The organism is Metabacillus sp. 22489, from assembly GCF_052044855.1.
In the GTDB taxonomy this organism is placed as follows: Bacteria; Bacillota; Bacilli; order Bacillales; family Bacillaceae; genus Metabacillus; species Metabacillus niabensis.
The window spans coordinates 139,241-162,215 of record NZ_JBQENT010000006.1; the positions used below are offsets into that span (position 1 = coordinate 139,241).

A 22,975-nucleotide genomic window follows, 5' to 3' on the forward strand; every position below is an offset into this window, starting at 1 on the left:
CTTTTTGGAGTGATTTGTTTATCATTTCTCTCTTTGAGTTACCATTCCGATAGTTCTCCTTACAAACTTCTCAGAATAACTACATAGGATAATCATGCTTTGGTATAAAAAAAGACTAGCATCAGCTAGTCTTCACACAAATAATTCTTCTAAAATTTTTATTTTTTCTTCTGTATAATGTGTAAATCCATCGTTATAAGATTTAGGATCTTTTGGGTTTGCAAAATGGGTAATCTTCATTGTTTCGGGATGGACAAATTTGCTCGCAGCACCACAGCCGATGCCAATAATCGTTTGCTGTTCTTCCATTATCATTATATTATAAATGCTGTCTTGTCCTTCCAACGCGTAGCCGACATTTTCTAGATTCCCTAATATATTTTTTTGCCGGTATAAATAGTAAGGAGCATAGCCATGGTCTTTTGTCCATTTTACTGCATGGTCCATCATAACACTGATTTCTTCGCGGCTTGCTACCTTGTATTTATGCTTGTTTTTCGTCATTTCAGAGGCACGTTTAAAGGATAGGGTGTGAACAGTTAATGATTCAGGCATTAATTTCGCAGATTCCGCCAATGAATAATCGAATTCCTCAATTCCTTCACCTGGTAAACCAATAATTAAATCCATATTAATATTATTCATACCCATTTCTCTTGCTAGCTTAAATTTTTCAATCGTTTCTTCAACGGTATGATGGCGACCAATTGCTTTAAGCGTCCCTTGAATATAGGACTGTGGATTTATGCTGATTCTGTCAATTTTCCATTTATTTAAAATATCGAGCTTTTCCTTTGTAATCGTATCTGGTCTCCCAGCTTCAACGGTTATTTCCCTTATCTTTTCAACATCTGGGAAGGATGTCACCATTTCTTCATAGAGCATATCCATTTCTTCAGCCGTAATACTCGTTGGTGTTCCGCCACCATAATATACTGTTGTTATTTTAATTCCTTTGCTTTTTAGCCAGTTGCCTATTTCGCGCATTTCATAGTGTAGGCCGCCCAAAAAGGATGTCACTGAGCCTTGACGTCCATTGATTGCATACGCCGGAAAAGTACAGTAGGCACATTTTGTTGGACAAAAAGGAATTCCAATATAAATACTGACTTCATTCGATAATGTATCAAGGTCAGGGACAGTTTGCAGCTGTCTATTGACTATTTGCTTCATAAGGTCAATTTTTTCATCAGAAAGTAAATATTCTTCTTTAAACATTTTATGAATGTCTTGCTCAGACATTCCTTCACGCCGTTTTTTATGATATAGCTTTGTAGGGCGAATTCCCGTTAATATTCCCCATTTTTGAATGATTCCTGTATATTCCTGCAAAATGGTTAAATATACGTAGGAAAGGGTATTTTTCACAACTCGCAAGCGGTCCTTCCCCTCTAGATCTGCTGCAATTTGTTGATCTTTACTCGCAGCATACTCCTTCCCATCTACACGTAAAATCCCTTTAATCTTAACATTTTCTCCATTATCCTCAATGAAAAACTCTGCTTCTAGTGAGGCATCTCCTTCTGAAAAGCAGAGTTCAGTTTCTTCGAAAAATAAATTTCCAATTAAGCGTAATAGCCTATGGAAACGTTCATCATCTATTCCTTTAATATATATTTTCATCTGTTCTCACCTTTACTTTTATCAAAACTCCTTTTAGTTTACAAAAGTTATTCGTTATAGGTCAATGTTAGATGTTAGGAGAAGCTGGTTCATTTACTTTTGTTTTATATGCCTCTCCCATAAATACATTTCACTAATAATAGTTTCTAATGTTTTTCCAAACTCAGTTAGTGAGTATTCGACCTTCGGAGGAACCTCAGGAAATACCTATCTTTGTATAACAGCATCCTGCTCCAATTCTTTTAATTGAAGGGATAAGATTCTTTGAGTAATACCAGGCATTAGCTTTTTCAATTCACCAAATCGTTTTGGTGATCGAACAGATGATATAAAATGACACCTTTCCATTTGCATGAAAAGGTAGAAACAGGAAGTACAATCGGAAAAATTGTTATTGAGTCTTTCAACTAAGCATATTTTTCTAGTAGACAAACATACAATGATTATAAGTTTAAAGTTTACAGGAGGCGCTACACCATTTTGAAGAAAATTGCTCCTATTCTAATCATTGTTGCAACAATCGGATTTATTGGCTATTTTGACTCGGCAAATTTTTTTGAAAAGCAACATGTAATTGCTAGTTTTCCAGAGCTATCTGATGAAGAAGTATCGACAAATGCTACAAATGAACAATCAAGTGAAGAGGATAATCAAATCTATTCGCTTGAAACGAAACTCGTTGACGTAGTTGAAGATGAAGGCTACACAGTTGAGGTCTACCGAGAATATGAGGTTTACAAAGATGAAGAAGGAAACACAATTGAAAGCGTTCCGACAGACAATTATCAATACTTAAGATACAAGGAATAATAGTTGTGGGACTCAAAAGGGTCTGACCCCTCCAACAAACATCGGTATATAGTTAACTAAATCTCATCATTAGTCTATATATTATGTTTGAGGGGTCTGAACCTTTGGTTTTGAGCCACCCTCTGTCCCCATTTTCACATAAAATCAAAAAAGTACCTTATAACATGTAAGAAGACTGGTGACGTATAGGTTAAGCTGTCGACACGATTTAAGTATGTTCCTTTGATTGTACGACGCTTCTCTTCATTCCCTAATAGTAGGTCTCGTTTTAACACTGAGATTGTTAAGCTACCAAAAAAGCCGGTTATACTAATAAGCAAGCCCGATAGCAATGCAGCTTTCACACTAAAGGGTGTTAAATGTGGATAGATAAAATAGGCAACAAGTACAGTAATAATTACCGCTCCAATAAAACCCTCCCACGTAATATTCTGATTTGCTGAAGGTACAACCTTTCTTTTCCCAAAATAAATAGATATAAAATGATGAGCTACATCATTCACTTGGGTTAAAACGACGAGAAAGAGTACTAGATTTGCCCCATATTGTGGTGATGCTATTTGGAAAAATGCCAAGTGGCTTAGACCAAATACCATGAGCATGACGCCCCATTGTGTCGAGCTGACAGAACGCAAAAATCCGCTCGTACCTTTTCCTAATAAACGCGGTAATGGCAAAAACAAAAAAACATAGACAGGAATAAAAACAATAAACATGCCATACCAGCCAATATAAATCCAGTAAAATTGGATAGGAATAGCCAAATAAGACCAAAGAAACAGTCTACGGTCTGCCTTTCTCGTTTTCATCATCGAAAAATACTCTTTTAATGCAAAAAAACAAAGCACTGCAAGTGAAATTAATGAGACAGTTTGTGTAAAGAGGGTTGCCATCCCAAATACGACAAACATCCCCCACCATGTTTTTACCCTCATTGACACATCAGTAAAATCTTTATTAGGTTCTTTCCTTTTTACTCCATATATTGCAATTGTGACAATTAATAAGGCAAGAAAAATAATTGCCAAAGTCCAAAGAGTACTAACCAAAATTCACACCTACTCAATTTAAAAATTATTGTATACTAAGAATAGAATATAATGGAAGAATATTAAAGAGGGATTATACATGTCACAGAAAATCTATGTTTATATTTTACTAACCGATACTGGGACACTTTTCACAAAATCTATTAAGAAATATACAAAGGCCCCATATAATCATGCCTCTATTTCGTTTAACGCTGAATTAACGGAAATGTACAGCTTCGGTAGAAAAAACCCGAATAACCCATTAAATGGTGGGTTTGTAAAGGAAGACATTTTCACCGGTACATATAGTAAATATCCTGAAACAACTTGTGTTATTTATAAATTAGAAGTTACAAAGCGCGAAGTTGACAAAATGAAGCGGGTACTGAATGTTTTTATTAAAAATCAAAAGAAATTTCTTTACAATCTCATTGGGGTACTTGGAGTTTCTTTAAATGAACCTGTCGAATTTAGCAATTCCTACTTTTGCTCACAGTTTGTTGCTGAAGTCCTTCATCGTTCAGGAATCAGATTATGGGATAAGCTTCCTGCACTAGTAACACCTGATGACTTTAGAAAATGCGAAGAATTACAATTTGTATATGAAGGAAAATTATTTGACTATGATGCAATAAAATAGATTGAGTTCCTTTTTTGAAAGAGAATGCGGCGAACGCCTGTGGAAAAAACGATGTCTCATTAAGCTTTTTAAATGAGGCATTTTTTTATACCCTCTTTCAATGATAATGATTGAAATTAGCTAAAACAAAATAAATAAATATATATAGTACGGCATATGCAAATATTTAAATTATTATTGCCCAATTCGAATAATTCCCCTCACTTTCGAAAAAAATAAAATTGACTTGAAAGGTAAGGGGGTTCACCATGAAGGAAAATGAACGATTACATAAAATAATGGAGCAAAAGGACAAGCTAAACGATTTAATCCAACAATATTGGCATGATTATTCAGGGATAGGCACATGGTATTTTTGGTTTAATCTTATTTGTGTCATTATTCCTTTGCTCATTCTTTATAAAAAAATCGACCGTAACCGGATATTTGAAATATGCTTTTTCGGTTACACAGTACATGTACTGTGGTCAAATGTTGATTCTGTCTTATCATCAATGAACTACCTCATTCATCCACATACGCTTAGTTCATTTCTACCTGTAGGCATAACTGTGACAGCAGTTTTATTACCAGTTGCTTTTATGTTCGTTTATCAATATTGCACGAATCGCGGTAAATACTTTTATCTATACGTTATTCTTCTATCTATGATATTTGCCTTTATTTTTGCACCTATTTCAAAAGCATTTAATCTTTTAACCTTTTTTAACGGGATGAATTATTTTTATCTATTTCTTATAGATGTAGTGATAGCAATTATTGCCTATTGGCTCACTCGTTTTTTCGCAAATCTTCAAAGAAAGGAATAATGAAAGAGACTGCCCCCTTTATGAGACAGTCTCTTTTCGTACTACTAATTTTTAATTTTCCGTAAAAACTCCTCACGCTGTTGCTTGCGAAAGTGCTCTTTTATCATGTAGGCAACACCTTGTTCATTGTTTGAGCGCGTAACCCAATCTGCAACCCGTTTTACTTCAAAAGGTGCATTCCACATTGCTACTCCTAAACCAGCTGAAATAATCATTTCGATATCATCTTCTCCATCACCGATAGCAACGGTCTTATCCATCGGGATTTTCAAATGGTTTGTTAAAACACGAAGGCCATTTTCTTTTGACACGCCTCTTTTTACAATCTCAATTTTCTTTGATTTTACGTGAACATCAATTCCCTCAAATGCTTCACTTATAATTTGAGAAGCCTCCTCTTTTTCCTCATCTGTTGTAAAATGAACATCAATTTTCAATGCTGTTACAGGTTCATCTCGTAAAGCATCTCCTAATGAATCAACAAATTGCACCGGATAGAACATGGAATCAGAAGTATTTAAAATGGATTTACTTAATAGGTTTGAGGCAACCTTCGTTTTATTACCAATTGAAAAACGCTCCTGGACAATTCGAATATTACATTTGAAATTTTCAAGGACTTGAACAAGATTAAATGTCATTTCCTCACTAATTCTTTTTTCATAGAAAGGATTATCTAAATTATCAGATATAAATGCTCCTCCATGTGATACTAATAAAGAATCTAGCTTTAACGCCTTTGCAAGCTTTTTCGCCGATTGAAAATGCCGATTTGTTACAAGAGTAATATATATCCCTTTATTCTTAACATACTCTATCGCTTCTTTCGTTGACGGCTGGAGGCGACCATTCGAACGAAGCAAAGTACCATCAATATTTAGTGCAAGTAATTGATATTGTGTCACTTTGGTTCCCCCTTCTAAAGATGTCAAAAAATCCTATTAAGAGGTTATGTCCTTATTTTTAAAATTAGAACAACAGAAGGAGATTTGAAGTTTAAACGAAAAAACAGAGTGGAATCGCTCCACTCTGTTACTTTTCATACTTTCATTATCCTTATAAGCTGCCATACATTTCTTCAAGCGGCTTCATGATAATTTTATTTAATTCAGTAACAACCATGCTTAATCGTTGCTCAGCTGCCATTAATTGTGAGATTTTTTCATGCTGTTGAACAAGCTGAACAGATTTTTGTGCTTGGTTAATTTCTTCCTCTGTAATTTCTTCACCAGTCATTTGCTTTTGTTGAAGATTTAGTTGGATATTACGGAAGTTTTCAAACATTTTGCTAGCTGATTCATCAGCATTAACTTCATCATAAAGCTTTTTTAACGTTTTAAAATCTTCACTTTCACGTAATGCTTTTTCTAAATCGTACGCAACATCATATAAATTATTTGACATATGATGAGCCTCCTTTCAAGTTTGGACCTATGTAGGCTCTTTTTCTACTATAACAAACGTTTCACAGAAATGCATCGTTAATTCCTCATTTCCATAATATGATTTTTTCATCTTTTCTTTCATTAAGGAACTAAGTTCTGTCCCCATTCCCTCTCCGATTACATACGATGTCATATAGATAAATTGCCTATTTATCATTTGTTATTCCGCATTGTGAGTAAAAGAGGGATTTTATTGAGTGCAAAACAGATTGACATTATATCACTAGATGATTCATCACAATCGAACCGTTGTGAAATGAGTCATAAGCTTAGAAAGGAATTAGGATTATCAGAGCGGTTAAGCTCACTTAAAATTAAGTGTGGAATGCATACTGAACTATGTCCACTCGTATTTATAAATGAGGACCGCTTCTGCTTAACATTACCTACTCATATTCGTGAGAAGTTACATCTCCCACCACACGATCTAACAATCCAAGGAAAAATGTCTCATCACATTTTGCATTTAGGCCCGACGATTGCAATTTTGACAGAAATAAACGATAAGGATGATCATGTTCATTTTGGCACTATACATGGCTTCTGTGAAGAGATGGCGCTGTTATGTGAGGCTAAAGGGATTTTGTTTTATGTATTTTCCTTATCTGGTTACTCAAAAGATCGTGTAACAGGATACTACTTCTTTCAAAATAAATGGCACAAAACAACTGTCCCCTTCCCTGATGTTGTACACAATCGCATTCACTCGCGTAAAAGGGAACATTCAAATCAATTTTTATTTGTCACTACTGATTTAATTGCGAAAAATATCCCCTACTTTAATAATCGGTATTTAAATAAATGGGAGGTCCATCAAATTTTATCAGCGGCTGATCATTTATTGCCGTATTTACCTGAAAGTAAGTTGTTAGAATCTAGGCAAGAGTTTGAGCATATGCTTAGCGTTAAAAAGGATCTTTTTGTTAAACCGATTTACGGCAGTCTCGGGAAGCGGATATTTCGAGTAAAGGAAATGGAGGACCGTTCCTTTCACCTTGACTTTACAACCTTTTCTGGTGAGCTAACAAATGAATACGAATCATTTATCCAACTTTATAAAACGTTATATCCTAGATTAAAAAAAGAACAGTTCCTTCTTCAGGAAACAATCCAACTGAAAAAATATAAAAATCGCACATTAGATTTTAGAATTTTATGTCATAAAAAGAATTATCAAGCTTGGTCTGTTTCATCTGCAGTTGCAAGAGTTTCAGGGAGCAATCAAATTGTTTCCAATTTAGCAAGAGGTGGCGAGCTCCTTCCATTAAAGAATGTTCTTGAAGAATTATTTTCAAAAAAGGAAGCGAGGAATCTCCGTAAAATCTTAACAGAGCTTTCTTTAGAGATTGTTCAAACACTTTACACGTATGCGGGAGGGGAATACGGAGAATTCGGTATTGATCTCGCAATTGATGAAAATGGTCATCCATGGATACTTGAGGTAAACACAAAGCCTTCAAAGTCAAATGACGATCATACTAATGGAAAAATCCGGCCCTCTGCAAGAGGTATATTGAATTATTGCTTATTTTTAACACAGTTTTTTGATTAATAGGTACTTGAAATGTGGAAAAGGACGATTGATTGGAGTGACCATTATTGAACCAAGTAACTTTAGGCTTTTTAGTTGTTCAAATTAAGCATGAAAATACGTATTTAACAGAAGTAGCTAAACGCAGTTCCAGCTATTCGATTGATTGTGTTCGATTTGAGCCAACATCAATAGATCCCGTAACACTACTAATCAATGGTGAGAAGTTCGATGTCGAAACTAACAGCTGGAAGGAAGCAATGTTTCCAATTCCGAAATACATTTACGATCGCTGCTTTTTTCACAGAAAAGAGGCGAGGCAAAAAAGCAAGCCTATTGTTGATTGGCTTAAAAAATATCGAGAAACCTCCTTTTTAGGGATTGGTTTACCAGATAAATGGGCAATTTATAAAGCTCTCAACACGGATTCAACAATAAACAGCTACCTTCCACATACGGTTATGTTAAAACATCCAGACGAGATGATGAAGCATTTGAAAAAACATTCATCCTGTATACTAAAGCCAAGGACTGGTTCACGTGGTGCAGGAATCATCGCGGTTTTTTATGATTCAAAGATTATTAAAATTCATTACCACCATGGTCGCGATAAAAAAACAAAACAATTCAACACAATAAAGGATTTTATATTATGGTGTGAGAAATTAATTGAACAAAGACCTTATCTACTACAACCATTACTCCCGCTTCATGATACAAGTGGCTATCCTTTTGATATCCGATTATTTGTTCAAAAAAATCATCAAGGAAATTGGGAATTACTCGGCAAAGGAATTAGAAGGGGCTATTCTGGCTCCTTTCTTTCCAATTTATTTAGCGGTGGTGATAGTTTATCCTACGAACGCTTTTCCTTAGATTTAACAGACAGACAACGAATTTTGCTTGAGGATGAACTAAAAACGATTGTTGACCACTTACCTCCATTGTTAGAAAGGAAATTTCATCATTTATTCGAATTAGGAATCGATATCGGGTATGCCCAAGATGGCTCTGTCTGGATTTTAGATATTAATTCTAAGCCCGGCCGAAAAACGATTATTGAAACAAATCCGAAATTAGCTGATCGACTTTACGAAGCACCTCTAGCCTATTGTCAATATTTAATCAGTAAATCTCAGGTTAAAGGAGTTAACCTAAATGGATGAAATCTATACAATTCAAACAACAACACAGCATCATTTCATACAATTACCGACACTATTAAAAAAATATGGGAAAATTACATCTATCTCTTTTGGTACAATCATTCTTCCTTGTGAGATCCATTATCGTGATGATTTAAAATCAAGTATTATTTTACCATCAGCTACATTTAAAGAGCTAATGCTACCTAAAAGCGGAAATACACGCCTGATTTATCATGATGGGATATTGTATTTAGGACCTCTAATCGGAATATTTACTGCAGGATTCACATCATCAGAAATTCGACCAATCGGAGAACGCTCTTTATTTTTTGCAAAATTATTATCGTTAGATCAAACTGTTGGCCTTTATTCATTTGTATTTGGTGCACACCATATAAATTGGGAGGATGGCACAATTGACGGGTTTGTTTATGGAAAAAGCGGATGGAAGCAAATCACCCTCCCCTTTCCAAACGTAGTGTATGATCGATTGCCAAACCGGAGAATTGAAAATCACCAAGCATTAAAGCTAGTGAAAAAGCGACTAACGGAAGACTACTCAATCCCTTGGTATAACCCTGGATTTTTCAATAAATGGGACATTCATCAGCTACTTATCAAAGACAAGAAAACGACCAGCTATTTACCTGCAACAATCCATCCTCCATCTATTAGTCAAATTGAAGAAATGCTCGCAGATTACCAGAGCATCTATTTAAAACCGGCAAATGGTAGCTTAGGTTTAGGAGTATATCAATTGATGTATTCTCGAGAGGATAATGTTTATTATTCGAGATTTCGTGATGAAGAAAAAAACAGGTTGCGAAAGTACCCTTCACTTGAACACTTTCTAAAGGCTTCTTTTAAGGATAATCGATTATCTAGTTATTTAGCTCAGCAAGGTATTAAGCTTATTCGCTTAGACCAAAAGCCAATCGACTTTAGAGTTCATACGAATAAAGATGTCCATGGTGAATGGAAGGTAACAGCCATTGCTGCTAAGGTTGCTGGAAGAGGAAGTGTTACAACCCACTTAAATAATGGCGGTGTCGTTAAAACACTTGAGGAAATTTATGTTGATCCTAGAGAAAGAATTAAAGCTTATCATGACTTAACAGAAGCGGCGATTATCTTAAGTCAAAGCATCGATGAAAAGTTACAAGGGTTTATTGGTGAATTAGGCTTTGATTTAGGAATTGACCAAAATGGCTCTGTTTGGATGTTTGAAGCAAATTCAAAGCCAGGACGCTCGATTTTCTCGCACCCGGAATTAAAGGAAGCTGATTTTCTTTCACGAAAGGCCTCCTTTGAATATGGTCTATTTTTGTTCAAAAAATCAATTTTTTCACCAGAGGAATTACAAAATGAGCAACGCTAAGCCTGCCCCTCTAGTTGGACTTCTTGTTAGTAAAGGTAGCAAAGAGGAAACCTTTCTTGGTGACATAGCTTTTTTCAAAGACTTACAAAAGGAAATGACTAGTAATGGGGGAAGCTTATTTTTATTTTTACTAGAAGGGATTCAACAAGATTCGATTACTGGTTACATGTTTTATGAAGGTCAAAATAAATGGAGAAGGCAACATTTTCCTTATCCTGACTTAATTTACAACCGAATTTCCTCCCGTGCAGAGGAATCGAATCCTTCCTTCTTAAGGCTTAAGGAATTATATAAGAAAAAAAACAGATATTTCTTTAACCCTTGTTTTTTCAATAAAATAGAATGCTATACACTTCTTTCAAGCATTAGGACGTTACAACCATTTCTACCAAAAACGTGGCCGTATACGTCAATGGAGGATTTACTAAAAAAGCTGTCTATCTATCAAACGCTGTTTATAAAACCCGTACAGGGCTATAAAGGAAAGGGAATTTACAAGCTTGCTGCTAATGGCACCTATTTCACGGTTTATCATGGAAGCAAAAAAACAAACTACCTTCATTATGAATTTGTCTCTCTTATAAAGAAAATATGCGAAAAAAAGCAGTACTTAATTCAAGAGGAAATCCATACGGATACGATTGATAGGTGCAAATATGATTTAAGAATTCATTGCTTATATAATCGTGGGAAACATACGATAACTGGGATTGGCGTCAGGAAAGCAGCACAAGATTCGATTATGACACATGTACCCCATGGTGGTCATATCATTTCTGTTGATGAAATAAAACATAGGCTTAACGAAGACACTCTAAAATCGCTAGCAGAACAAATCGGGCAAAGCTTATCATCGTTTTATGGCTTTGTTGGAGAATTTTCAATGGACATTGGGCTAACGAGAGATTATGAGCCGATTTTATTTGAAGTAAACTCAAAGCCGATGAAGTTTGATGAACAAGATATCCAAATAGAAAGAATAAAACGTCTATCCAAATTGTTTGTCGCATTAGCTGCTGAGCCTAAAATTGATGAATGAACAGCCTCCCTTTCGCAAAATCTATTTTTATAAGGGGGGTTATGTAATTGGCAAAAAAAAATGAACCAGTCAAACAAGATTTAAATTATGAAGGTAAGGATAAAGCATATTTAGATATTGATCGAATCATTAATGAAGGCTTATCAGGTGGTTCTGTTCATATGAGAGAGAACTCGACAAATATCGGTGAAACAACGGAAATAACAAAAGAGGAACCACCGCATTTTGTAGAATAGCATTGATTTTGAAGACTGCACCAGTTGCGGTCTTTTTATTTCTAAAAATTTTCTTTAATGGCATCTCTTTCTTTTCTATAATAAAAGTAAGCAAGCTAATTTTTACACATTCGACACAAATTTATGCTATTTAAATGAATAAAACACTGATTGCAGCAAAAGGAGAAACAAATATGCTAGAAAATCTTAAGCAGCATTACAAGGATGCTATGACATTAGATAATAACGTAACAGATACAAACTACGAATGGTTTCGAACTGACCTCGGTCAAATATTTGGCATTTTAAAAACAGCCTTAACTGAAAAGGAACGAGACTTATTAATCACGTTATTTCAGCAAGTAACTCCAACCTTTGAGGATACATATACGACAAATGAGCGTAAATGGTATAACTATTTGTTTCAAGCTGAGCAAAATCAAGCACCTCTCCCTACCAATCAGGCGACGGTTCGATTTTATTATTTTTATTTAAAACGACCAATCGACGATAAACAAAATTTCGAAGAGGCGATTAAAGGAATTATAAATTCAGAACTCATTATCTGGCTTAGTTATTCTAATGGGATTATTATTGAGGAAAAACCATCGATAACAGTTGATGTTGAAATGATCAAGGATTTATGTGGTACTTTAACAACTGATCTATATGTAGAAACTTATCTATATGTTGGACAATTACAAAAAAATGATGCGGCTCTGAAAGAAAAATTCACATTGGAACAAAAGTGCTTTCAAAGCTTATACCGCTCAGCAATTCAGGAGAAAGCTTTAACCTTTTATGAAGCGCTGCCCTTGCTCATTATGCAATCACCAACAAGCATTCAAAAGGACATATTATCAAATCAATTAATCGAGGCATTAAATGAACAAGAAACACTACAAACGATCGAGGCTTTTTTACAAGCAAACTTAAATGCTTCATCTACTGCTAAACGATTATTCATCCACCGGAATAGTTTTCAATATCGCTTGGAAAAGCTTCTCGAAAAAACCGGATTAGATATACGAACCTTCTCCAATGCTGCTTTTATCTTTTTAGCTATCATTCTTGTAAGACATCAACGTGATTAATTCGGACTTTTAGCTTAAGGCTTTTATTAAACCGGGATAAATCGTTAGTCAAATGTACTAAATTCCTGTCCATTCAGAAAGGGTTTACAAATTGCACAAAAGAGCCCATTTTTTTTCGTGCAACTTGTACGTTTACTTCTTCAATTGAAATCCCTTACAATGAACCTATGAAAAACGCTTTCAAAATTGAGGAGGAATTAAGATGGCAGAGTTAAAATTAGAGCATATTTATAAAATTTATGATAACAAAGTAACAGCAGTTGAAGATTTTAATCTTCATATTCAAGATAAAGAGTTTATCGTATTCGTTGGTCCTTCTGGTTGCGGTAAATCAACTACACTTCGTATGGTTGCTGGATTAGAGGAAATTTCAAAAGGTGATTTCTATATCGACGGAAAACGTATGAACGATGTAGCTCCTAAAGATCGTGATATCGCGATGGTATTCCAAAACTACGCTCTTTATCCACATATGAACGTTTATGATAATATGGCATTCGGATTAAAGCTTCGTAAATTACCAAAGGATGAAATTGACCGTCGTGTAAATGAAGCTGCTAAAATTCTTGGTCTTGAACAATACTTACAACGTAAACCAAAAGCTCTTTCAGGTGGTCAACGTCAGCGTGTTGCATTAGGTCGTGCAATCGTTCGTGATGCAAAGGTATTCTTAATGGATGAACCTTTATCAAACCTTGATGCTAAGCTTCGTGTACAAATGCGTGCGGAAATCACAAAATTACACCAACGCTTACAAACAACAACAATTTACGTAACACATGACCAAACTGAAGCGATGACAATGGCAACTCGCCTTGTAGTTCTTAAGGATGGTATTATTCAACAAGTTGGTTCACCGAAAGAAGTATATGACAAGCCTGAGAATGCATTCGTTGGTGGATTCATCGGTTCACCTGCTATGAACTTCTTCACTGGTAAATTATTAGATGGTAAATTTACAATTGGTAATACTTCTGTAGCAGTTCCAGAAGGAAAAATGAAATATCTTCGCGAACAAGGCTACGTAAACAAAGAAGTATTAATGGGTGTACGTCCTGAGGATATCCATGATGAGCCAGTATTCATCGAAGCTAGCCAAGGTACAAAGGTAAACGCTAAGATCGAAGTTGCTGAATTAATGGGTGCTGAAACGATGCTTTACTCAGAAATTGACGGTCAAACATTCGTTGCACGTGTTGATTCACGTACTGACATCAAACCAGGTCAAGCACTTGAATTAGCATTAGACATGAACAAAGCTCACTTCTTCGATACTGAAACAGAAAGCAGAATTCGCCCAGCTGGTGAATAATATATAGGAAAGGGTCTGACAATAAGGTCAGACCTTTTTTGTTATTCCTTAATTGCATTTACTTCCTCATGCTCACATGAAGAACAATAAAAATAATGGATACATTCATGTTCTTCTAATGAATTTTGCTCCCCATCAAAAAGCTTCATCATATCAATATCCATATATGCGCTATAATCATCGAGATAATCTGTTACCTTCCCTTTATCCTCCATGATCGTCTGACAATTTGGACATTGGATGATTCGACTCTCTAGACCGTTACATAATGGACATAAATCCATTTCTTCCAACCCCTTTTATTTCCTTCATATCATTAGATTCTCTAAATCTTCATCTATTATGTATAAAGGTAATTTCAAGTGAGAAGAAATGAAAAATTTACCTATTATTTTTTGTATAGATAAAAAAAAACGATCCATAATACTTAATAACAACGGAATATAAAACTTCCATTCAATTAATCAATGGGTTAAGCCGAGAAGGCTATGAACCTTTAAGGGATTCATAAAATTGGTGCAAATCCAATTAACCCAACCATTAAAACTATATGAGGAGATGAATGACAGATGGCACAAAACAGTTCAAACAGCAATTCGTCTAATCAACTTTTAGTTCCTGGAGCATCTCAAGCAATTGACCAAATGAAACTTGAAATTGCTTCTGAATTCGGTGTAAACCTTGGAGCTGAAACTACTTCTCGCGCCAACGGTTCTGTAGGTGGAGAAATCACAAAACGTTTAGTATCAATGGCTCAACAATCAATGAGCGGTTTTTCACAACGATAATAACTTCATATAATGGCTATAAAGACCGGCACAAAGCCGGTCTTTTCATTTTTTATATAAATGTAGGATTCATGTGAATAACAAGTATCAAACAAGTTTATATGACCATATATTATTGGAAATAGTTATTTTCCATAATATATGGTCATTTAAATGCTTAATCTGTTTTAAGAAATTTGAGGTAAAGGAGCGGATTACATGTTTGATGCAATCGATTGGAAGTTGGTTGGGTTTGTTGGGTTTACGTTATTCCATGAATATGTTGTGCACATCCGTTTTCCACAGCTTTATTATTGGGAGGTACAAAAAAAGCACGATGATGAACTGAAATAGCTTCTTCCCTTCTCCCTTTTTCTTCAAAATCATATACCTTCTATATCCTGTTCAACATTTCTTTTCTTTTTTACTCATCCTATAGCGATAAATTAAAGCAATATATAAAAAGGCTTGGAATATCCCAAGCCTCTAAACGAACAGAAGATTTATGATTATTCCTCAACATAAACAGCAGTACCGTATGCAATAATTTCTGAAGCATTTTGCATCACGGAAGATGATTCTAGTCTCATACATACTATCGCATTCGCACCTTTTGCTTTTGCATCGTCAACCATTCTTGCGATTGCCTTCTTTCGTGCCTCTTCCATCATTTCCGTGTATTCTGTTAGCTCTCCCCCTACAATTGTCTTTAACCCCGCCATAATGTCTTTTCCGATATGCTTTGATTGCACCGTACTTCCCTTCACAAAGCCCTTATATTCCTTCGTTGCTTTACCTGGTACAGCTTCAGTAGTTACGATAATCATTTTGTTCATCCTCCCTTTTCTCATCCAGCCTTTGTTTAATAAGCACTAAAAACAACACAAATAAAGAAATTCCATACAGTAAAAATAAACAAAGAGCTATTTTCACTTGAACAAATAAAAAGATAATTCCTAAAATTTGAGTGAAGACTGCAGTCATCATACTAATTTTTTTTATTCTCTCCATCTGCAACCTCCTTTCCCCTCACTCCCATCATAACAACTAAGCAAAAAAATATCGCTAATTACTTTTTTTGCCAAAGGGATTTAAAATCGTGAAATTTTGCCGATATAATTATCACTAACATCATTTTAAGGGAGCATAAGTCTATGGGGATTATTTCGTTTCAAAAAAACAAAAAAAATTTAACAGCAACTCGTTCAACTGAGGATGAGCAAACTTTATTGCAGCAGATCGTCTTACAAATTGATGAGCCTTCCTTGCAAAGGCAAATTCAAATGATCAGTTTAACAAAAGAGGATCTTTTCATTTCTTATAAGCTAAAGCCTTATATCGAGGAGAAAATAGACGAGATTGTTAATGCCTTCTATGCATCCTTTGAATCAGAGCAAGCACTCATAACAATCATTAATACGTATAGTTCTGTTGATAAATTAAAAACAACTTTATCCAAACATTTCATAAAACTGTTCAATGGTCAATTTACACAAGAGGATGTTGCACGTATTCGCAGAATTGCTCATATTCATGTCAAAATCGGCCTTGAGGCTAAGTGGTATATGGCAGCGTTCCAACCATTATTATCAAAAATTATCGAAGCCATTGAGCCTCATTTCCAAACAAAACTTGAGCTACTCAATGCCATTCAAAGCTGTACAAAACTATTTAGTCTTGAGCAACAAATCGTTCTCGAAGCATATGATAAAGAATATGAATCAATTCGAAGAGAAAACGAGTCTGAAAAGGAAAAGATCCGTTTAGAGGTTAACCAGCTCGCCTTGAACCTTGCAAGCGCAAGTGAGGAAACAAGCTCTTCTGTCCAAGAGCTCCTTGCGAAATCAAAAGAAGTTGCCTATAACGCAATTGGTGACCATCAGGTAGCTGCTTCTGCAGAAAATCAAGCACTTAGCGGTAAAAAGGATTTAGAAAAGCAAAATGAAATCATGACATTTATTGAATCAAATACAAGCCAAATTTTAAAGCAAATGAAAGTGTTGGAACAAACTTCGGAAAAGATAAATGATGTTGTAGCAATTGTTACGTCAATTGCAGAGCAAACGAATTTACTTGCTCTAAATGCTGCAATTGAATCTGCACGTGCTGGAGAATATGGAAAAGGGTTTGCCGTCGTTGCCAGTGAAGTGAGAAAGCTTGCAGAGGAAACAAAAAAATCTGTACAAGGTGTATCAAATTTAATTTCAACGATTCATACACAAATTGATAGTATGTCCGAATCAATTAACCATGTCGCTGACCTATCAACTAAAGGCTCCGCACAAATGAATGAGATGAATTCGTTTTTTGATACAATTTTAGAAATGATGAACAATTCTAAAAAACAAAGTGAACATGCAAAGACTGAAATAACAAATATATCCGCTGTGATGGATGATGTATCTACATCGATTATTCAAATTGCTGAAACTTCCGAGAGCTTAAAAGAGCTTGCAAAAAATATATAATGTATTCAAAAGGGAACGCTCTAATCAATGGTTAACCAACTATAATTAGAGCGTTTCTCGTTTAAGAAATAATTCGTTTCATCGAATCAGCTAAAAGCTGTACTAAAACGGGATGATCCAATCCCTCTTTTAAATGTGCAGGTGTTAAGCAGACAACTCTTCCGTTCCCAAATTGATGATGCCAGCCAGCAATTGATTTCCCATCAACAGATGTAGAGGTTAAAAAAACATTTGTCTTTTCTTCATCACATTTAACAAAATAATGCTCATCAAGAAAAGCAAATTCCCCTTTTTGAAAAAACTCACTGTTCTGATCAAATGAGTATGTTACCATTTCATGCTGTTTTGGATGGTACTCAAAATAACCATGTGTCATCTCAACGTACTCCTCAACTATTTCATATCCGGCAAGACCTGAATGCCATGCGAGCCATCCACCACCTGAACGGACATATTGAGAAATATTTTTAGCAATTTGCTCATCCATCCACGTATTAATGATCTCATCCTGAGGGTTTAAACGATTTTCTGCAAAGAGAACGACTGCATCAGGCGCTTGTTTCAAGCAGCTATTTAGTTCCTGTACAGTCCTGTATTCAACCTCAACATCATTTATTTGCTGAACTGCTAATTGTAGCGCATTCTTTGAAAGCTCAGCATCATGATAATAATCTCCTAATACTGCGACAATTCGTTTTGTCATCTCCTCACCTCTAAATGGTCATCGGTTGACCTTTATAATCAATAAACACATATTGGCTTTGAATTTCTAGTTTTCGCTCAATTATCTCGAAAATCCCTTTTGCGGTATCGCTTGGCTCAGTTGGTGCCTTATTCCCACCCATGTCCGTTTTCATCCAACCAGGGTGGATCGAATAGACATGAATATCCTTATCTTTTAAAGCGACGTGAAGCTTCTCAGATAACATATTAAGCGCAGCCTTCGATAAACCATATGGAAAGTCACCACTATAAGCATTTGTTAAACTACCTGCCTCTGAGGAAATATTTATAATCGATTGTTTTTTCCCCTTCTCTAATAAAGCTAAGAAATGCTTAATGACACGAATTGGTCCGATTGTGTTAATATCCAACGATCTTGTCACTTCATCAATATTTAATTCATCAATTTGCTTGTCGCGCTCAAGAAGAATCCCAGCATTATTGATAATTGAATCGAGATGCTGCTCGTTTTCCGCTACGATTTGAGCTGCCCGTTTAACCGATTCCTCGCAGCTAACATCTAGCTCAATAATCTCAATATTTTGCGGAAAATCGTTCTTTAGCTGCTCTAGTTGCTGTATTGCTTGTGGAGTGCTCGCCCTTACACTAGCAAAGATAAAATGCCCTCTCTCTAAGCCTACCTTTGCTAAATGGTAGCCTAGCCCTCGGTTAGCACCAGTAATTAAAATATTCATCCTACACTTTCCCCTCCTTACATTAATCATTCTCCAACAATTCAAAAATCACCTTTAAGTCTTTTAACGTATCCATATATGCATATCTCCCACCGGTATACTCACCCTTTTGAATAAGTGACATCCCACCTGCTTCCATTATTTTCACTTTGTCTTTTAGTCCATCGACAACAAATGCAATATGCTGCACACCTTCACCATGCTCCTCTAAATAATCCCTCCACGTGCTTTTATGCTCATCAGGCTGTATTAATTCAAGCTGAAGTGACCCCATATCGAAAAACGCTAGCTTTGCTCTAGCTGGTGATGACTCACCTTTATATTTTGTTTGAGCTACATCGACTGCATCTGTCCAAGAAGCTTGGGGCTTTTCTACCCCAAAAAAGTCTGCATATGCCTGTGATGTTTTTTCAATATCATGAACGATAATCCCTATCTGCGTAATCACCTTTGTACCTAGTACATCCTTTAACATCATCCATCTCTCCTTCAATTCATTTAATAATATTTTTCAATTTTCAAAGCCCCATTTTTTAGAAAGCTTAAAGAAAACGAATGTAATAGATAAAGCGATAATGAAGAGAACCCAAGCCATAGCAGAGGCATAGCCCATCTTAAACTATTGAAAGGCATACTTTTACAAGTTAGTTTCACGGGGTAAAATGAGCTTTTCCCTTACTAAACCCTAACTTCCTTACAGGAGTCTCTCACAATGAGAGATGCTCCAACTTTAAAATAATTTGCTTCAAGTTGTTTTCCTTCAACAGCATTCACGACATTTGTTGTCAGCTTTTCCATCATTTCTGTAAAATCAACTCGCATTGTTGTCAAGGTTGGACTCGTATGCTCACTTAACATATGGTCATCAAAGCCAATAATTGATATATCATCTGGAATACGAATCTCATGCTCTTTAAAGGCTTGCATTGCTCCAAAAGCTGTACTATCATTCGCTGCAAAAAAAGCAGTTGGTAATGCAATGTCTTTTTCTAACAATCCTTTTATCGCCTCATATCCGCTTTGTTTACTAAAATCTCCATCAAGGATCCAATCCTCATTTACGGGAATGCCAAATTTTTTTAACGCCTTTAAATACCCTTGAAACTTTTGAGGTCCTGCAATTCTATTCATATTCCCATTAATAACACCTATTTTTCGATGTCCTAAATTTGCTAAATACTCAACTGCCTTTCGTGCACCTTGTTCATTGTCAAAATTAGAAACAATTCGATTCGATTCATTCGCTCCAGGCAATTTCTGATCAACAATACCGATAAAAAAACCTTCTTTAATTAATTCCTCAATTAATGGCTCATAATTGTTCGCACCTATAAAAATTCCACCGTCGACTCTTCTTTGAAAAAATACCTCTTTCATACTTTCAATAGTTTTTGGGTGATTCGTATCACGGATAATATTCGTTAACACATAATAGCCAAGTGAAGAAGCGCTTTCAATAATACTTGTAATTAATAAGTTTGATAGACTATCAGCAGAAACTTGCCCTCTTTCGATCATGAAAAGTCCTAGTGTACTTGTTCGCTTACCTGCAAGCACCTGTGCAGATAAATTCGGATAATAATTATATTGCTGAATGATTTCCATAACTTTTTTTCGAGTTTTTTCCGGCACATTTGGATAATTATTTATTACCCTACTTACCGTACTTCTTGAAACTCCTGCTATTTTTGCAATTTCTGTACTATTAATCTCTTTCACATGATTCCTCTCCTAAAAAAGGCACTTAATATGCCAGATAATTCACTTTTTAATAAACGCGCGTTTATTCAATAGAAATATACGGTATAACTATGTTCTCTTTTGCTCGAAAAGAACCTCAATTTATTTTCCATCAAAAGCCTTATTCTCACTTAACTATTAGAATCTTCTCCCATTTATTTAAAGATGAACACGTATTTATTTTTACATCACTTTAAAATTGAGAATGAAAGGACATACCAAAATTCCCCTTTGTTACCGTTTCCAATTATCTGAGTTGAATTATACCTCTCAAGTGATATCACCGTCAATGAAGGTTCTTTATGAATCGTTCAACAAATTTTGCTAGTATTTCCCCAATGTATCAGATATCCAGCTGAGGTAGTTTATGAAACATTCTATCTTAGTAAAGTATTATTTTTCCACAACTACAACCACAATATTATTTTTCCTATAATTTTAAGATTTCATTTGACTTCTTTTATTAGATTGATATAATACTTTTATGCATAAAAGCGTTTAAGTTATAAAGTAGCTAAAGGATTAACGTAAACCAATTGTTTTAAAGGCATTGTTAACTAAACATTGATATACGTGTCTTACGCCATACATTCTAACTAACTTAGCATTATGGCTTATTATTCAGCAATGACGAAATTTAATTAATATAGGAGCAAACAAATGATTTCTAAAAATAAAAGTTTCAAAACAAGTGAAGCATTACTATTAGTTGTATTTATTTTAGCTATTATTTTTACTAGTTTATTTTTATTAAAGTCAGAGCCGCATTTAGCTTTATTACTTTGTATTATCGTGATTTCTCTCATCGGACTTCTAAAAGGATTTAATTGGAGTGACTTAGAAGCAGGCATCGTGAAAGGAATCCAAAACGGAATCCAACCAATCATCGTCCTAGGCTTAATCGGAATGTTAATTGGCGCATGGATGGCTAGTGGAACGATTCCTACTGTTATGGTCTATGCTTTATCAATTATTGACCCTAGCTATTTATTAGTGACTAGCTTGTTTTCTTGTATGGTTATTTCAAGTCTTGTTGGTAGCTCCTTTACGACTGTTAGCACAGTTGGGGTTGCTTTAATGGGGGTTGGAATGGCAATTGGCTTACCTGTTGAATGGGTTGCTGGAGCCGTTATTTCTGGAGCTTGCTTTGGGGATAAAATGTCACCTATGTCTGATACGACAAATTTTGCTTCAGGTGTAAGCTCTGTTCCTTTGTTCACACATATTCGTCATATGACAATCACAACTGTGCCAAGCATCATCATAACAACGATTATTTTTATCGTACTAGGCAAAATCACTCCGATTGAGACAGCATCATTTTCTGAAATTGCGAAGATGGTGACAATCATTGAAAGTGAAATTGATATTAATGCTCTTACGCTATTATCTCCTTTATTAGTTGTTATTCTAGCTATTCGAAAGGTACCTGTGATTCCTTCTCTCATCATAGGAATTATTACTGCCGGTGTGACTGCAGGAGCATTACAAGGAGTATCAATAGGGAAATTCCTTACGATCTTACAATTTGGGACATCCTATTCCATTGATAACGAATTGCTTATGTCCATGCTCAATCGTGGCGGGCTTCAATCGATGATGTGGTCAATTTCCCTTATCATGATTGCCTTTGCTTTTGGTGGACTACTTGATGTTTTAAAGATTATTCCTGTTCTATTAAATGGATTAATGAAACGAATCAAAACAAAGGGACAGCTTATTTTATCAACAGCAGCCTCCTCTTTTGGCGTCAACCTATTAACTGGAGAGCAATATTTGTCCATCCTTATACCTGGACAATCGTTTAAAGGCTTATATGATAATATGCAAATCAGTCGTAAGTATATGTCAAGAACCCTCGAGGATGCTGGAACATTAGTCAATCCGTTATTCCCATGGGCGGTGAGTGGAGCATTCTTTGCTCAAACACTTGGCGTAGAGGTTATTGATTATTTACCATATGTTTTCTTTTTGTATTTATCTCCACTCTTTTCGATTTTATTTGGATATATGAGTAAGCATAAATAGTATGGCTATAGAAAGTTGCCTCATAAGGGTTTCCCCCGTGAAAATTATGGCAGCTTTCTTTTTTTAGATTAATTGTCACAATATGTTTCGACATTTAATAACTATTAGTTGATTAATTTATTCTTCTGCATTATGATTGTAAATAGAACTCAACGAAAACTATATATTGATAGTTTTCTTGATAAAATAACTATATATTGTATTCTTTGCGAATGATAGGTGCCAAAATAGGCTTAATAAGGGAATCTGGTGAAAGTCCAGAGCTGTCCCCGCAACTGTAAGTGTGACGAACTGAGATAACCACTGTACATCAAGTATGGGAAGGACTCATAGTAGGAAGAGCATAAGTCAGGAGACCTGCCTAGTATTCGCTAAAGTTTCACCTTCTCCGGGGAATGAGAAGCGGGAACGATAGTAAGTTTTTAAACAGGGTTTAACACTCTGCTCTTATCTGTCGTTTTGTCGCTTAATCCCCTGAG

Annotated in this window: 25 protein-coding genes, 2 pseudogenes and 1 riboswitch; of the genes and pseudogenes, 14 read left to right on the forward strand and 13 right to left on the reverse strand. The window is 35.4% G+C overall.

Features of this window, described 5'->3' with window-relative positions; all coding sequences use genetic code 11:
• Positions 1-132: 132 nt before the first annotated feature.
• Both ACTJJ9_RS05730 and ACTJJ9_RS05735 read right to left on the reverse strand, forming a co-directional pair.
• Positions 133-1,623, reverse strand: a complete 1,491-nt coding sequence (locus ACTJJ9_RS05730) for a coproporphyrinogen III oxidase (RefSeq protein WP_440768515.1) — start codon at positions 1,621-1,623, stop codon at positions 133-135.
• A 93-nt stretch (positions 1,624-1,716) separates the two neighbouring features.
• Positions 1,717-1,977, reverse strand: a pseudogene (locus ACTJJ9_RS05735) (winged helix-turn-helix transcriptional regulator).
• A 126-nt stretch (positions 1,978-2,103) separates the two neighbouring features.
• Here ACTJJ9_RS05735 and ACTJJ9_RS05740 point away from each other — a divergent pair.
• On the forward strand, positions 2,104-2,433 hold the full coding sequence (locus tag ACTJJ9_RS05740; RefSeq protein WP_095301006.1) for a hypothetical protein: 330 nt from the start codon (positions 2,104-2,106) through the stop codon (positions 2,431-2,433).
• 134 nt (positions 2,434-2,567) lie between these two features.
• Here the strand turns inward: ACTJJ9_RS05740 and ACTJJ9_RS05745 are convergent, their stop codons facing one another.
• Complete coding sequence (locus ACTJJ9_RS05745) at positions 2,568-3,482, reverse strand: phosphatidate cytidylyltransferase (protein WP_440768516.1); 915 nt, start codon at positions 3,480-3,482, stop codon at positions 2,568-2,570.
• A gap of 79 nt (positions 3,483-3,561) precedes the next feature.
• Here ACTJJ9_RS05745 and ACTJJ9_RS05750 point away from each other — a divergent pair, with 79 nt between their 5' ends.
• Entirely contained in the window at positions 3,562-4,104 is a 543-nt protein-coding gene (locus tag ACTJJ9_RS05750; protein WP_095301008.1) for a hypothetical protein, read from the forward strand.
• A 248-nt stretch (positions 4,105-4,352) separates the two neighbouring features.
• Entirely contained in the window at positions 4,353-4,913 is a 561-nt protein-coding gene (locus tag ACTJJ9_RS05755; RefSeq protein ID WP_440768517.1) for a hypothetical protein, read from the forward strand.
• A 44-nt stretch (positions 4,914-4,957) separates the two neighbouring features.
• On the opposite strand, the gene ACTJJ9_RS05760 is transcribed toward ACTJJ9_RS05755, so the two are convergent.
• Together ACTJJ9_RS05760 and ACTJJ9_RS05765 are read right to left on the reverse strand one after the other, a co-directional pair.
• On the reverse strand, positions 4,958-5,818 hold the full coding sequence (locus tag ACTJJ9_RS05760) for a Cof-type HAD-IIB family hydrolase (RefSeq protein ID WP_440768518.1): 861 nt from the start codon (positions 5,816-5,818) through the stop codon (positions 4,958-4,960).
• 151 nt (positions 5,819-5,969) lie between these two features.
• The gene (locus ACTJJ9_RS05765; RefSeq protein WP_095301011.1) at positions 5,970-6,317 is read right to left on the reverse strand and encodes a YlbF family regulator; all 348 of its coding nucleotides are present in this window, start codon (positions 6,315-6,317) and stop codon (positions 5,970-5,972) included.
• A 234-nt stretch (positions 6,318-6,551) separates the two neighbouring features.
• Between ACTJJ9_RS05765 and ACTJJ9_RS05770 the strand changes: the two genes are divergently transcribed.
• The 7 genes from ACTJJ9_RS05770 (at position 6,552) to ACTJJ9_RS05800 (ending at position 14,075) form a co-directional block, all read left to right on the forward strand.
• Entirely contained in the window at positions 6,552-7,910 is a 1,359-nt protein-coding gene (locus ACTJJ9_RS05770; protein WP_440768519.1) for a YheC/YheD family endospore coat-associated protein, read from the forward strand.
• Positions 7,911-7,957: 47 nt separating this feature from the next.
• Complete coding sequence (locus ACTJJ9_RS05775) at positions 7,958-9,055, forward strand: YheC/YheD family endospore coat-associated protein (protein ID WP_440768520.1); 1,098 nt, start codon at positions 7,958-7,960, stop codon at positions 9,053-9,055.
• Positions 9,048-10,415: a YheC/YheD family endospore coat-associated protein gene (locus tag ACTJJ9_RS05780; protein WP_440768521.1), complete on the forward strand. Its 1,368-nt coding sequence runs from the start codon at positions 9,048-9,050 to the stop codon at positions 10,413-10,415. The genes ACTJJ9_RS05775 and ACTJJ9_RS05780 overlap by 8 nt, the downstream gene beginning before the upstream one ends.
• A complete protein-coding gene (locus ACTJJ9_RS05785; protein WP_170944378.1) occupies positions 10,402-11,454 on the forward strand; it encodes a YheC/YheD family protein in 1,053 nt (350 codons plus the stop codon). Before ACTJJ9_RS05780 ends, ACTJJ9_RS05785 begins: the two co-directional genes overlap by 14 nt.
• A 47-nt stretch (positions 11,455-11,501) precedes the next feature.
• A complete protein-coding gene (locus tag ACTJJ9_RS05790; RefSeq protein ID WP_145583418.1) occupies positions 11,502-11,690 on the forward strand; it encodes a hypothetical protein in 189 nt (62 codons plus the stop codon).
• A 173-nt stretch (positions 11,691-11,863) separates the two neighbouring features.
• Positions 11,864-12,763 (forward strand): helix-turn-helix domain-containing protein, encoded by a 900-nt coding sequence (locus ACTJJ9_RS05795; protein WP_170944379.1) that lies wholly within the window; start codon positions 11,864-11,866, stop codon positions 12,761-12,763.
• 202 nt (positions 12,764-12,965) lie between these two features.
• On the forward strand, positions 12,966-14,075 hold the full coding sequence (locus tag ACTJJ9_RS05800; protein WP_095301018.1) for an ABC transporter ATP-binding protein: 1,110 nt from the start codon (positions 12,966-12,968) through the stop codon (positions 14,073-14,075).
• A 41-nt stretch (positions 14,076-14,116) separates the two neighbouring features.
• Here the strand turns inward: ACTJJ9_RS05800 and ACTJJ9_RS05805 are convergent, their stop codons facing one another.
• Positions 14,117-14,359, reverse strand: a complete 243-nt coding sequence (locus ACTJJ9_RS05805) for a hypothetical protein (RefSeq protein WP_095301019.1) — start codon at positions 14,357-14,359, stop codon at positions 14,117-14,119.
• 285 nt (positions 14,360-14,644) lie between these two features.
• Between ACTJJ9_RS05805 and ACTJJ9_RS05810 the strand changes: the two genes are divergently transcribed.
• On the forward strand, positions 14,645-14,863 hold the full coding sequence (locus ACTJJ9_RS05810; RefSeq protein WP_095301020.1) for an alpha/beta-type small acid-soluble spore protein: 219 nt from the start codon (positions 14,645-14,647) through the stop codon (positions 14,861-14,863).
• Between the two features lie 198 nt (positions 14,864-15,061).
• Positions 15,062-15,196, forward strand: coding sequence for a hypothetical protein (locus tag ACTJJ9_RS05815; RefSeq protein ID WP_267905727.1), 135 nt, complete (start codon positions 15,062-15,064; stop codon positions 15,194-15,196).
• 155 nt (positions 15,197-15,351) lie between these two features.
• On the opposite strand, the gene ACTJJ9_RS05820 is transcribed toward ACTJJ9_RS05815, so the two are convergent.
• Positions 15,352-15,669: a YbjQ family protein gene (locus ACTJJ9_RS05820; RefSeq protein WP_440768522.1), complete on the reverse strand. Its 318-nt coding sequence runs from the start codon at positions 15,667-15,669 to the stop codon at positions 15,352-15,354.
• Complete coding sequence (locus ACTJJ9_RS05825; RefSeq protein WP_440768523.1) at positions 15,650-15,853, reverse strand: hypothetical protein; 204 nt, start codon at positions 15,851-15,853, stop codon at positions 15,650-15,652. The genes ACTJJ9_RS05820 and ACTJJ9_RS05825 overlap by 20 nt, the downstream gene beginning before the upstream one ends.
• Positions 15,854-15,996: 143 nt before the next feature.
• Here ACTJJ9_RS05825 and ACTJJ9_RS05830 point away from each other — a divergent pair, with 143 nt between their 5' ends.
• Entirely contained in the window at positions 15,997-17,310 is a 1,314-nt protein-coding gene (locus tag ACTJJ9_RS05830) for a protoglobin domain-containing protein (protein WP_440768524.1), read from the forward strand.
• 61 nt (positions 17,311-17,371) lie between these two features.
• Here the strand turns inward: ACTJJ9_RS05830 and ACTJJ9_RS05835 are convergent, their stop codons facing one another.
• From ACTJJ9_RS05835 to ACTJJ9_RS05855, 5 genes and pseudogenes are all read right to left on the reverse strand, one after another.
• On the reverse strand, positions 17,372-18,013 hold the full coding sequence (locus tag ACTJJ9_RS05835) for a ThuA domain-containing protein (protein ID WP_412962406.1): 642 nt from the start codon (positions 18,011-18,013) through the stop codon (positions 17,372-17,374).
• Between the two features lie 10 nt (positions 18,014-18,023).
• Positions 18,024-18,728, reverse strand: coding sequence for an SDR family oxidoreductase (locus tag ACTJJ9_RS05840; protein WP_440768525.1), 705 nt, complete (start codon positions 18,726-18,728; stop codon positions 18,024-18,026).
• 22 nt (positions 18,729-18,750) lie between these two features.
• Positions 18,751-19,203 (reverse strand): VOC family protein, encoded by a 453-nt coding sequence (locus ACTJJ9_RS05845; RefSeq protein ID WP_174881525.1) that lies wholly within the window; start codon positions 19,201-19,203, stop codon positions 18,751-18,753.
• 36 nt (positions 19,204-19,239) lie between these two features.
• A pseudogene (locus ACTJJ9_RS05850) lies at positions 19,240-19,347 on the reverse strand (sugar ABC transporter permease); the annotation flags it as partial.
• A 59-nt stretch (positions 19,348-19,406) separates the two neighbouring features.
• Positions 19,407-20,447: a LacI family DNA-binding transcriptional regulator gene (locus tag ACTJJ9_RS05855; RefSeq protein WP_174881524.1), complete on the reverse strand. Its 1,041-nt coding sequence runs from the start codon at positions 20,445-20,447 to the stop codon at positions 19,407-19,409.
• A 684-nt stretch (positions 20,448-21,131) separates the two neighbouring features.
• Between ACTJJ9_RS05855 and nhaC the strand changes: the two genes are divergently transcribed.
• A complete protein-coding gene (gene nhaC, locus ACTJJ9_RS05860) occupies positions 21,132-22,496 on the forward strand; it encodes a Na+/H+ antiporter NhaC (RefSeq protein ID WP_440768535.1) in 1,365 nt (454 codons plus the stop codon).
• Between the two features lie 200 nt (positions 22,497-22,696).
• Positions 22,697-22,875: riboswitch (cobalamin riboswitch) on the forward strand.
• Positions 22,876-22,975 lie beyond the last annotated feature (100 nt).

What these genes read in the sequence shown, in the direction of transcription:
- ACTJJ9_RS05785 (WP_170944378.1), top strand. Translation starts at nt 10,402, where the DNA reads ATGAGCAACGCTAAGCCTGCCCCTCTAGTTGGACTTCTTGTTAGTAAA.
- ACTJJ9_RS05845 (WP_174881525.1), bottom strand. Translation starts at nt 19,203, where the DNA reads ATGTTAAAGGATGTACTAGGTACAAAGGTGATTACGCAGATAGGGATT.
- ACTJJ9_RS05795 (WP_170944379.1), top strand. Translation starts at nt 11,864, where the DNA reads ATGCTAGAAAATCTTAAGCAGCATTACAAGGATGCTATGACATTAGAT.
- ACTJJ9_RS05825 (WP_440768523.1), bottom strand. Translation starts at nt 15,853, where the DNA reads ATGGAGAGAATAAAAAAAATTAGTATGATGACTGCAGTCTTCACTCAA.
- ACTJJ9_RS05750 (WP_095301008.1), top strand. Translation starts at nt 3,562, where the DNA reads ATGTCACAGAAAATCTATGTTTATATTTTACTAACCGATACTGGGACA.
- ACTJJ9_RS05780 (WP_440768521.1), top strand. Translation starts at nt 9,048, where the DNA reads ATGGATGAAATCTATACAATTCAAACAACAACACAGCATCATTTCATA.
- ACTJJ9_RS05815 (WP_267905727.1), top strand. Translation starts at nt 15,062, where the DNA reads ATGTTTGATGCAATCGATTGGAAGTTGGTTGGGTTTGTTGGGTTTACG.
- ACTJJ9_RS05835 (WP_412962406.1), bottom strand. Translation starts at nt 18,013, where the DNA reads ATGACAAAACGAATTGTCGCAGTATTAGGAGATTATTATCATGATGCT.
- ACTJJ9_RS05805 (WP_095301019.1), bottom strand. Translation starts at nt 14,359, where the DNA reads ATGGATTTATGTCCATTATGTAACGGTCTAGAGAGTCGAATCATCCAA.
- ACTJJ9_RS05800 (WP_095301018.1), top strand. Translation starts at nt 12,966, where the DNA reads ATGGCAGAGTTAAAATTAGAGCATATTTATAAAATTTATGATAACAAA.
- ACTJJ9_RS05730 (WP_440768515.1), bottom strand. Translation starts at nt 1,623, where the DNA reads ATGAAAATATATATTAAAGGAATAGATGATGAACGTTTCCATAGGCTA.
- ACTJJ9_RS05840 (WP_440768525.1), bottom strand. Translation starts at nt 18,728, where the DNA reads ATGAATATTTTAATTACTGGTGCTAACCGAGGGCTAGGCTACCATTTA.
- ACTJJ9_RS05755 (WP_440768517.1), top strand. Translation starts at nt 4,353, where the DNA reads ATGAAGGAAAATGAACGATTACATAAAATAATGGAGCAAAAGGACAAG.
- ACTJJ9_RS05820 (WP_440768522.1), bottom strand. Translation starts at nt 15,669, where the DNA reads ATGATTATCGTAACTACTGAAGCTGTACCAGGTAAAGCAACGAAGGAA.
- ACTJJ9_RS05765 (WP_095301011.1), bottom strand. Translation starts at nt 6,317, where the DNA reads ATGTCAAATAATTTATATGATGTTGCGTACGATTTAGAAAAAGCATTA.
- ACTJJ9_RS05830 (WP_440768524.1), top strand. Translation starts at nt 15,997, where the DNA reads ATGGGGATTATTTCGTTTCAAAAAAACAAAAAAAATTTAACAGCAACT.
- ACTJJ9_RS05810 (WP_095301020.1), top strand. Translation starts at nt 14,645, where the DNA reads ATGGCACAAAACAGTTCAAACAGCAATTCGTCTAATCAACTTTTAGTT.